Genomic DNA, 9,279 nt, shown 5'->3' with positions numbered 1-9,279 from the left:
AGGCCGAGCCAATACGCCGGTCCGAGGCGGCCGAAGGCGACGGGCTTGCCCGGCTTGATCGCGACGCCTTCGAAGGCGACCTCTCCGCCGAGGCCGCGGATCGCGGGCTTCACGTGATCCGCGTCACCGACGGAAATGCCGCCCGTGGTGACGACGAGGTCGGCGGTGGCGGCGAGGTCGCCGATCCGATCCATCAGCGCCATGCGCTCGTCGGCGCCATGCGCACAGCGCACGAGTCGCACCTCCGGCACCGCGAGCTCCGCCATCAGCATCGGCGTGTTCACGTCGCGGATCGCCGAGGGGCTGCCGCGCGCGACCTCGTCCCCGGTGACGAGCAGCGCCACGCGGATCGGCCGCCTCACGCACAGCGAGGCGGCCCCGGCGGCGGCGGCGGCGGCGATCTGGCGCGGGCCGATCCGGCAACCGGGGGCAAGGACGGTCTCGCCAGCCGCCATGTCCTCGCCCGCCCGGCGCAGGTTCGCCCCGGGCGCGGGCTTCCGCGCGACGCGGATCGTGTCGCCGTCGCGCTCCACCGCCTCCTGCATGAGGACGGCATCCGCCCCTTCGGGCAGCGGCGCGCCGGTGAAGATGCGCGCCGCGTGCAGGCCCCCGATCCGGCCCGAGGGCAGGCCGCCGGCGGGAACCCTGTCGGTCACGGCGAGCGTCCAGGGCCCCTTGCCCGCGAAGGCTTCGGACGCGACCGCGTAGCCGTCCATTGCCGAATTGTCGAAGGGCGGCGACATGCCCTCGGCCCGGACCCCCGCGGCGAGCACGCGGCCGAGGGCCCCGCAGAGGGGCAGCGTCTCGATCCCCTGGACGGGCGGCACGAGGGCGATCCGCGCGAGGGCCCGGTCGATGCCGATGAGGCCGGGTTCCGCCTCGATGTCGCCGCAGCCGCAGCCGGGCGCCCCGATGGTCGCGAGAAGTGTCATGGCGCGGCCTCCCCGCAGGCAGCCAGTCCGCGCCGCCGCATCATCCCGAGGCGGATGGCCTCGCGATCCTCCGGCAGGAGGCGCAGGCGGGCGAAAGGCAGGACGATGGCGTTCTCGAAGGTCAGGTGGCGCCGCGACCGGCCGACGAAGGCGCCGAGAAAGGCGCGCTCGCCCCCCGAGATGCCGCCGCATCCGTCGCAGAGCGCCTCGAGGATCGCGGCGATGGCCGGGGCTTCGGCCACGAAGCTGCGGTGTTCGGCCGCGAGCCGGTCGAGCGTCGGGGCAAGCTCGTCGCCGGGTTCGCAGCGCGTGCGCAGGCGCGGGAAGAGATCCCGCTCCTCGTCCTCGAGGTGGAGCGGCAGGTCGTCGAACATGAAGCCCAGGGCCGCCCGGACCGAGGCGGCTTCGGGCCCGCCCGGCTGCGCGACCCGGTCGAGCAGCGCGCAGATCTCGCGCTGGCGCATGTGGTCGGCATGGATCGCCTCGAGCGGATCGTCGAAACGGTGCGGGACGGCACGACCGGTCGCGCGGGCCCGGACGAAATCCTCGGAATGCCGCGTCATGTCCCCGCCCTGCCCGGCGCGGCGGCCCTGAGGTCCGCGCCCCGGATCTCGGCCCGCGCGATGAGCCCGCCGACGAAGGCGCGGGCCGCGCGGGACCAGGCGGCCTTCTCCATGGCCGCCGCGATCCGGTCGCGCACCGCCTCGTAGGGCAGGACCGCGCCCTCGGCCGCCGCATCGATGCGGATGATGTGCCAGCCATGCCGCGTCAGGACCGGCGTGGCCGTCGTCTCGCCCGCGCCGAGCTTGCGCAGGGCGGCCTCGAACTCCGGCACCGTGTCGCCGGGCCGGAGCTGGCCGAGGAAGCCGCCCGACGACCGCGAGGGGCAATCGCTGTGCCGCTCGGCGACGGCGGCGAAGGCGCCGCCCTCCGCGAGCAGGGCCGCGAGGCGGCGCGCGCGGTCCTCCGCATGGGTCCGGTCGTCGTCCTTCGCCGGATCGCAGGCGACGAGGATGTGCGACGCCTCCCAGAGCGGCGGAGCGCGGAACCGCGCGGGATCGCGCGCCCATTCGGCCCGGACCGCGTCCCCGGACGGGGGCACGGTCTCCACCGCCGTCTCGAGGAGGCCCCGGATCAGGGCCTCCTCCTCCGTCTCGAAGCGGCCCGGCCCCACTTCGGCGGGCAGCGCGAGGATGCCGCGCCGACGCGCCTCCTGCAGGAGGAGCGTGCGGATCGCCACGGCGTTCGCCGCCTTCCGCCAGGCGATGCCGGGCTTGCCGCGGGGTGCTTCGTGGTTCTGCGTCTCGGCGGCGATCAGGGTGTGGTCCACCTTCTCGCCGTTCACGATCACGTCGGGGAACAGGGCTGCGTTCATGGCGCTCACTCCGCCGGCGAGGGGGCCGCGCCGCGCGGGCCGGGCGCGGGCGACGTCACGACGGGACGGGCCGGGCGGGCGCCCGGAACGGATGCGGGCCGGGGCGGCAGGGCAGCGCGACGGCGCGAGCGGACGATCTGCCAGCCCGTGCGGGTCACGAGGTAGCGGAGCGGCGCCGCGAAGCCCGAGACGATGTGCACGAGCCGCGTGAAGGGGAAGACCGCGATGATCAGGAGCCCCAGCACGATATGCGCCTTGAACAGCCAGTGGACCCCCGCGACATGGCTCGCCGCCGCGCCGTCGAAGGTGAAGATCCCCTGCGCCCAGGACATGAACTTCACCATCTCGTGGCCGTCGAGATGGCCGAGCGAGACGAAGACCGTGGCGAGGCCGAGGACGAGCTGCGCGACCAGCATCATGAGGATCGCGTTGTCCCAGAAGCTCGACGTCACGCGGATGCGCGGGTCGGTCCAGCGGCGATGCAGGAGGATGAGCCCCCCCGCCAGCGCCATGACGCCCGCGACACCGCCCGCGACCACGGCAAGGAGCTGCTTCGCCCCGTGGCTCACGCCAAGCGCGTCGAAGATCCAGATCGGTGTCAGCAGGCCGACGAGATGGCCGAAGAAGATCACCAGGACGCCGACATGGAACAGGATCGAGCCCACCACGAGCTGCCTGCGCCGCAGGAGCTGCGAGGAGGATGTCTTCCAGGTGAAGGGGTCGCGTTCGTAACGGGCGATGGTGCCCATGATCCCCACGGCCAGCGCGATGTAGGGGAAGATGCCGAAAAGAAAGGTGTTCATCATTGCCTCCGTCACTCGGCGGCGACGCGCGGGGCGCGCCGGGCCGGTTCGTCCATCCGCGCGAGCATGTCGCGCACCTGCGGGCAGCCCGCGTTCGGGTCGGGCCCGAAGCGCACCTCGCTCTCCTCCCAGACGGCGTCGAGCGCCTCGAGATCGTCGGGGTCCACCTCGGGCTGATCGAGGAGGCCCGCCACCGCCTCTCCGTCCGCCGTCACGCCGGACAGCATGGAAAGAGCGGCGAACGCGGCGGCATAGTCCGACTCCCGGCGGCGCAGACGCTCCTCCAGGGCCGCGAAGATATGCGCCGCGTCCGCCAAGGTGTCCCGAGACTCCGCGAAGGGTCGAGTGCTCAGGAATTCCAGCAGGACCGGCAGGTGATCGGGCAGTTCGCTCGTGGCGGGCTCGAAGCCCCCTGCCCTGTAGGTCTCGATCAGGGACACCATCGCGCCGCCCCGGTCCCGGCTCTCGCCGTGGACATGCTCGAAGAGGTTGAGCGACAGCGTGCGCGAGCGGTCGAAGAGCATCACGAAACGCTCCTCGAGGTCGTAGATGTCGCCGTCCCGCAGGCTCTCGACCAGCGGGCGGAGCGCGCGGCGCGCGGCGGCGGTGAGGCGGGTGTCGGAGGCGAGGACGCCCCCGATCTCCGGCATCGCGGCCTGAAGCTCCCGCGTGGGGTAGCTCAGGATCAGCGACAGCGCCTTGAGCGTGCGGTCGTGTCGTTGCGGGGCCATGTCAGCGCACCTCCTGGGGCATCCTGAGGGGTTTCTTGGACCCGCCGAACAGCGAGGCCCTGGACGTGCCGGTGGAACAGCCGTTGCCGTCGGTGAAGCCGCAGCCGCCCTTGAGGTCGTAGGCTTCCTCGACCTGCTCGCGGTGGGTCGTGGGGATCACGAACCGGTCCTCGTAGTCGGCGAGCGCCATGATCCTGTACATGTCCTCGATGACCCGCCCCGAGAGGCCGACGCGGGCGGCGATGCCCTCGTCGATCACGCCGTCGATGGTCTTGGCGCGCATGTAGGCCCGCATCGCCAGCATCCGCTCGAGCGCGTTGGCCACCGGCGCCTCGTCGCCCGCCGTCAGCATGTTGGCGAGGTATCTCAGCGGGATGCGCAGGTTGCGCACGTCGGGCATCGCGCCGTCCATGCCGATCGCGCCCGCCTCTGCGGCGTTCTGGATCGGCGAAAGCGGCGGGATGTACCACACCATGGGCAGCGTCCGGTATTCGGGATGCAGCGGGAAGGCGACCTTCCACTCCATCGCCATCTTCCAGATCGGGCTTTCCTGCGCGGCCCGGATCCAGTCCTCCGGGATGCCGTCGGCCCGCGCCGTCTCGATCACGACGGGGTCATGCGGGTCGAGGAACACGCCGAGCTGCGCGTCGTAGAGGTCCATCTCCGAGGCCGCGTTCGCCGCCTCCTCGATCCGGTCCGCGTCGTAGAGCATCACGCCGAGATAGCGGATGCGGCCCACGCAGGTCTCCGAGCAGACGGTGGGGTTGCCGCTCTCGATCCGGGGATAGCAGAGCGTGCACTTCTCCGACTTTCCGGTCGACCAGTTGTAGTAGACCTTCTTGTAGGGGCAGCCCGAGACGCACATCCGCCAGCCCCGGCACTTCTCCTGGTCGATGAGGACGATGCCGTCCTCCTCGCGCTTGTAGATCGCGCCGGACGGGCACGACGCGGCGCAGGCCGGGTTCAGGCAATGCTCGCAGAGCCGGGGGAGATACATCATGAAGGTGTTCTCGTATTCCCCGTAGATCTCCTTCTGCACGCCCTCGAAGTTGTAGTCCTGGCCGCGCTTGGAGAACTCGCCGCCGAGGATCTCCTCCCAGTTCGGGCCCTTCTCGATCTTCTCGATCCGCTCGCCGGTGATCTTCGAGCGGGGGCGCGCCGTGGGGAACGCCTCCATCTCGGGAGCGGACTTGAGGTGGTCGTAGTCGAAGTCGAACGGCTCGTAGTAGTCGTCGATCTCGGGCAGGTCCGGGTTGGCGAAGAGGTTCGCCAGGATCCGCCATTTGCTGCCCTGCCTGGGCTGGAGCTTGCCGGATTTCGTCCGCTCCCAGCCGCCGTTCCAGCGCTTCTGGTTCTCCCAGTCGGTGGGATAGCCGGTGCCGGGCTTGGTCTCGACGTTGTTGAACCAGGCGTATTCGACGCCGTCGCGGCTGGTCCAGACGTTCTTGCAGGTCACCGAACAGGTGTGACACCCGATGCACTTGTCGAGGTTCAGCACCATGCCGATCTGTGCGCGCACTCTCATTCCGCGGCCTCCTTTGCGGTCGCTTCGCGGTCCAGCCAGTCGACCTTCCGCATCTTCCTGACGATGACGAACTCGTCCCGGTTCGCGCCCACGGTGCCGTAGTAGTTGAAGCCGTAGGACTGCTGGGCGTAGCCGCCGATCATGTGGGTGGGTTTCAGCGTGGCGCGGGTGACGGAGTTGTGGATGCCCCCGCGCTTGCCCGTCTTCTCCGAGCCGGGCGTGTTCACGATCTTTTCCTGGGCGTGGTACATGAAGGTCGTTCCGTCCTTCATGCGCTGGCTGACGACCGCGCGGGCCGTCAGCGCACCGTTCGCGTTGTAGAGCTCCACCCAGTCGTTATCGACGATGCCCGCCTTCGCCGCGTCGTTCTCGGAGATCCAGATCACCGGACCGCCGCGGTTGAGCGTCAGCATCAGGAGGTTGTCGGAATAGGTGGAGTGGATGCCCCATTTCTGGTGCGGCGTGATGAAGTTCAGCACGACGTGGGGCTGGGCGTCCCGCGCCTCGTGGTTGATCTCCGCGGTCACGGTCTTCAGGTCGACCGGCGGGCGGTAGGACATGAAGCCCTCGCCGAAGGCCCGCATCCAGAGGTGATCCTGGTAGAGCTGCTGGCGCCCAGTGAGGGTCCGCCACGGGATCAGTTCGTGGACGTTGGTGTAGCCCGCGTTGTAGCAGACCTTCTCGCTCTCGAGGCCCGACCAGGTGGGCGAGGAGATGATCTTCCTCGGCTGGGCGGCGATGTCGCGGAAGCGGATCTTCTCGTCCTCCTTGGGCAGCGCGAGGTGCGCGTGCTCCCGGCCCGTGGCCTTCGACAGCGCCTCCCACGCCTTGACCGCGACCTCGCCGTTGGTCTCGGGGGCGAGCATCAGGATGACCTCGGCCGCATCGATGTCGGTGACGATCTTCGCGCATCCCCTGGCCGGCCCGTCTTCCCATACGCCGTTCAGCTCGCGCAGGTGCTGCACCTCGTGCTCGGTCTTCCACGCGATGCCCTTGCCGCCGTTGCCGAGCTTGTCCATCAGCGGCCCGAGCGCGCAGAACCGGTCGCCGATGGCGGTGTAGTCCCGCTCGACCGCGATGAAGTTCGGCGCCGTCCTGCCGGGGATCAGGTCGCACTCGCCGCGCTTCCAGTCCCTGACCTGGTCCTGCGCGATCTCGCCGGCCGTATCGTGCAGGATCGGCAGCGCGACGATGTCGGTCTCGACGCCGAGGATCTCGGGCGCGACCTCCTGCACCTTCATGGCGATGGCCTTGAAGATCTCCCAGTCGGACTTCGACTCGTAGGCCGGGTCCACTGCCGCCTGGAGCGGATGGATGAACGGATGCATGTCCGAGGTGTTGAGGTCGTTCTTCTCGTACCAGGACGCCGTGGGCAGCACGATGTCGGAGTAGACGGCCGTGGTGCTCATCCGGAAGTCGATCGTCACCAGCAGGTCGAGCTTGCCGCGCGGACCCTCCTCGTGCCACCGCGCCTCCTTCGGAAGCTGCCGCCCCTCCTCGCCGAGATCGCGGCCGAGGACGCCGTGATCGGTGCCGAGCAGGTGCTTGAGGAAGTACTCGTGCCCCTTGCCGGACGAGCCGAGCAGGTTCGAGCGCCAGACGAAGAGGTTCCGCGGCCAGTTCTCGGGCGCGTCGGGGTCCTCGCAGGACATCTCGAGCCGCCCGGACTTGAGCTCGTCCGCGACGTAGTCGGCCACCGGCCTGCCCGCCGCCTTCGCGGCCTTCGCCACCTCCAGCGGATTGGTCCTGAGCTGCGGCGCGGAGGGCAGCCACCCCATCCGCTCGGCGCGGATGTTGTAGTCGATCATCGACACGTCCCAGTCGCCCTCGGGCGCCGTCGGCGAGAGGATCTCGCCCGCCGTCAGCGTCTCGTAGCGCCACTGGTCGGTATGGGCATACCAGGCCGAGGTCGAGTTCATGTGCCGGGGCGGCCTGCCCCAGTCGAGCGCGAAGGCGAGCGGCGTCCACCCGGTCTGCGGCCGGAGCTTCTCCTGCCCCACGTAGTGCGCCCAGCCGCCGCCCGACTGGCCGACGCATCCGCACATCACCAGCATGTTGATGACGCCGCGGTAGTTCATGTCCATGTGGTACCAGTGGTTCATCGCGGCACCGATGATGATCATGGACTTGCCGTTGGTCTTCTCGGCGGTCTGGGCGAACTCGCGGGCGACGTGGACGATCTTGTCGGCGGAGACGCCGGTGATCGCCTCGGCCCAGGCGGGGGTGCCCGGCACGTCCTCGGCATAGTCCTTCGCGACCCAGTCGCCGCCGAGGCCCCGGTCGAGCCCGTAGTTTGCGCAGAACAGGTCGAAGACGGTGGCGACCGCCACCTCGCCCTCCGCCGTGCGGATGCGCTTCACCGGCACGTTCTTGGTCAGGACGTTCGGCCGGCGGTCACCCGCATCGAAGGCCTCGGTCGCGTCGGCGCCGAAATAGGGGAAGTCGACGCCCGCGACCTCGTCATGGTCGCCCTCGAGGATCAGCGACATCTTCAGGCGCGTGTCGGCGCCCTTCGCCCGCTCCTCGAGGTTCCAGCGCGCGGTGTCCATGTCGGCGCCCGCCGCCATGCCGGTCTTGCCCTCGCCCGGCGTCTTCTCGGCGCCGGCCGGCGCACCGCCCCAGCGGTAGCCGATGGAGCCGTTGGGCGACACGAGCCCGCCCGAGACCTCGTCCCAGGCGACCGTCTTCCACTCGGGGTTCGTCTCCTCGCCGAGCTTGCCGTCGAGGTCGCCCGCGCGCAGGAACCGGCCGGGGATCAGGCACCCGTCCTTCTCCTCGAGCTGCACCAGCATCGGGAAGTCCGAGTACTTGCGGCAATACTCCTCGAAGTACTCCGCCTGCCGGTCGAGGTGGAACTCGCGCAGGATGACGTGACCGAAGGCCATGGCGAGCGCGGCGTCGGTGCCCTGCTTCACGTTGAGCCACACGTCGCCGAACTTCGCGGCCTCGGAATAGTCGGGGCAGATCACCGCCGACTTGGTGCCGCGATAACGCGCCTCGGTGTAGAAATGCGCGTCGGGCGTCCGGGTCTGCGGCACGTTCGAGCCCCAGAGGAGCAGGTAGCCCGCATTGTACCAGTCCGCCGATTCCGGCACGTCCGTCTGCTCGCCCCAGGTCATCGGCGAGGCGGGCGGCAGGTCGCAGTACCAGTCGTAGAAGGACATGCAGACGCCGCCCATCAGCGACAGGTAGCGCGAGCCCGCGGCGTAGGAGACCATGGACATGGCCGGGATCGGCGAGAAGCCGAAGATCCGGTCGGGCCCGTAGGTCCTGGCCGTCCAGGCGTTCGCGGCCGCCACGATCTCGGTCGCCTCGTCCCAGCTCGCGCGGACGAAGCCGCCCTTGCCGCGCGTCTCGACGTAGGAGGCGCGCAGGATCGGGTCCGACTGGATCGCGGTCCAGGCCTCGATCGGGCTCATCGTCTCGCGCATCCGGCGCCAGGCCTTCATCAGCCGACCCCGGATCAGCGGGTTCTTCACCCGGTTGGCGGAGTAGAGATACCAGCTGTAGGAGGCGCCGCGCGCGCAGCCGCGGGGCTCGTGGTTCGGCAGGTCGGGACGCGTGCGGGGATAGTCGGTCTGCTGCGTCTCCCAGGTCACGATCCCGGACTTCACGTAGATCTTCCACGAGCACGAGCCGGTGCAGTTCACCCCGTGGGTCGAGCGCACGACCTTGTCGTGGCGCCAGCGGTTTCTGTAGGTCTCTTCCCAGGCGCGGCTCTCGCGGGTCACTTGCCCGTGGCCGTTCGAGAACTCTTCCAGCGTATTGGACCGGAGGAAGTTCAGTCTGTCGAGCAGGTGGCTCATCTCGTTCTCCTATGGGCTGCCTTCGGAGCGCGGCGGCCTGGGCCGCGCTCCGGTCGTGTGGTCTGGGGTCAGCAGGGGACGGGGGCGTTCTTCCGGCTGTAGTAGAA

The 9,279-nt window shown here is 69.9% G+C and carries 7 protein-coding genes; all 7 read right to left on the bottom strand.

The features are described 5' to 3' along the window. On the bottom strand, positions 1 to 932 hold a 932-nt coding region (locus ACTS11_RS06470; RefSeq protein ID WP_442639515.1), incomplete at its 3' end, for a molybdopterin molybdotransferase MoeA. Continuing rightward, positions 929 to 1,495, bottom strand: coding sequence for a hemerythrin domain-containing protein (locus ACTS11_RS06465; RefSeq protein ID WP_442639514.1), 567 nt, complete (start codon positions 1,493 to 1,495; stop codon positions 929 to 931). The genes ACTS11_RS06465 and ACTS11_RS06470, both read right to left, overlap by 4 nt. Then, positions 1,492 to 2,307, bottom strand: coding sequence for a peptidylprolyl isomerase (locus ACTS11_RS06460; protein ID WP_442639513.1), 816 nt, complete (start codon positions 2,305 to 2,307; stop codon positions 1,492 to 1,494). Before ACTS11_RS06460 ends, ACTS11_RS06465 begins: the two co-directional genes overlap by 4 nt. A 5-nt stretch (positions 2,308 to 2,312) precedes the next feature. Beyond that, complete coding sequence (gene narI, locus ACTS11_RS06455; RefSeq protein ID WP_442639512.1) at positions 2,313 to 3,110, bottom strand: respiratory nitrate reductase subunit gamma; 798 nt, start codon at positions 3,108 to 3,110, stop codon at positions 2,313 to 2,315. An 11-nt stretch (positions 3,111 to 3,121) separates the two neighbouring features. Next, positions 3,122 to 3,841: a nitrate reductase molybdenum cofactor assembly chaperone gene (gene narJ / locus ACTS11_RS06450; protein ID WP_442639511.1), complete on the bottom strand. Its 720-nt coding sequence runs from the start codon at positions 3,839 to 3,841 to the stop codon at positions 3,122 to 3,124. Position 3,842: 1 nt separating this feature from the next. Next, on the bottom strand, positions 3,843 to 5,366 hold the full coding sequence (narH, locus tag ACTS11_RS06445) for a nitrate reductase subunit beta (protein WP_442639510.1): 1,524 nt from the start codon (positions 5,364 to 5,366) through the stop codon (positions 3,843 to 3,845). Further along, a complete protein-coding gene (locus tag ACTS11_RS06440) occupies positions 5,363 to 9,172 on the bottom strand; it encodes a nitrate reductase subunit alpha (RefSeq protein ID WP_442639509.1) in 3,810 nt (1,269 codons plus the stop codon). The genes narH and ACTS11_RS06440 overlap by 4 nt, the downstream gene beginning before the upstream one ends. Between the last annotated feature and the right edge of the window lie 107 nt (positions 9,173 to 9,279).

Origin of the sequence: Roseicyclus sp., assembly GCF_052168335.1 — a bacterium.
Taxonomy (GTDB): Bacteria; Pseudomonadota; Alphaproteobacteria; order Rhodobacterales; family Rhodobacteraceae; genus Roseibacterium.
Note: the sequence above shows the minus strand (reverse complement) of the source record. Positions and strands in the feature narration are given on the sequence as shown.

Bases quoted from the DNA above. Each gene is read 5' to 3' on its own strand.
- ACTS11_RS06465 (WP_442639514.1), bottom strand. From the start codon at position 1,495: ATGACGCGGCATTCCGAGGATTTCGTCCGGGCCCGCGCGACCGGTCGT.
- ACTS11_RS06460 (WP_442639513.1), bottom strand. From the start codon at position 2,307: ATGAACGCAGCCCTGTTCCCCGACGTGATCGTGAACGGCGAGAAGGTG.
- narI (WP_442639512.1), bottom strand. From the start codon at position 3,110: ATGAACACCTTTCTTTTCGGCATCTTCCCCTACATCGCGCTGGCCGTG.
- narJ (WP_442639511.1), bottom strand. From the start codon at position 3,841: ATGGCCCCGCAACGACACGACCGCACGCTCAAGGCGCTGTCGCTGATC.
- narH (WP_442639510.1), bottom strand. From the start codon at position 5,366: ATGAGAGTGCGCGCACAGATCGGCATGGTGCTGAACCTCGACAAGTGC.
- ACTS11_RS06440 (WP_442639509.1), bottom strand. From the start codon at position 9,172: ATGAGCCACCTGCTCGACAGACTGAACTTCCTCCGGTCCAATACGCTG.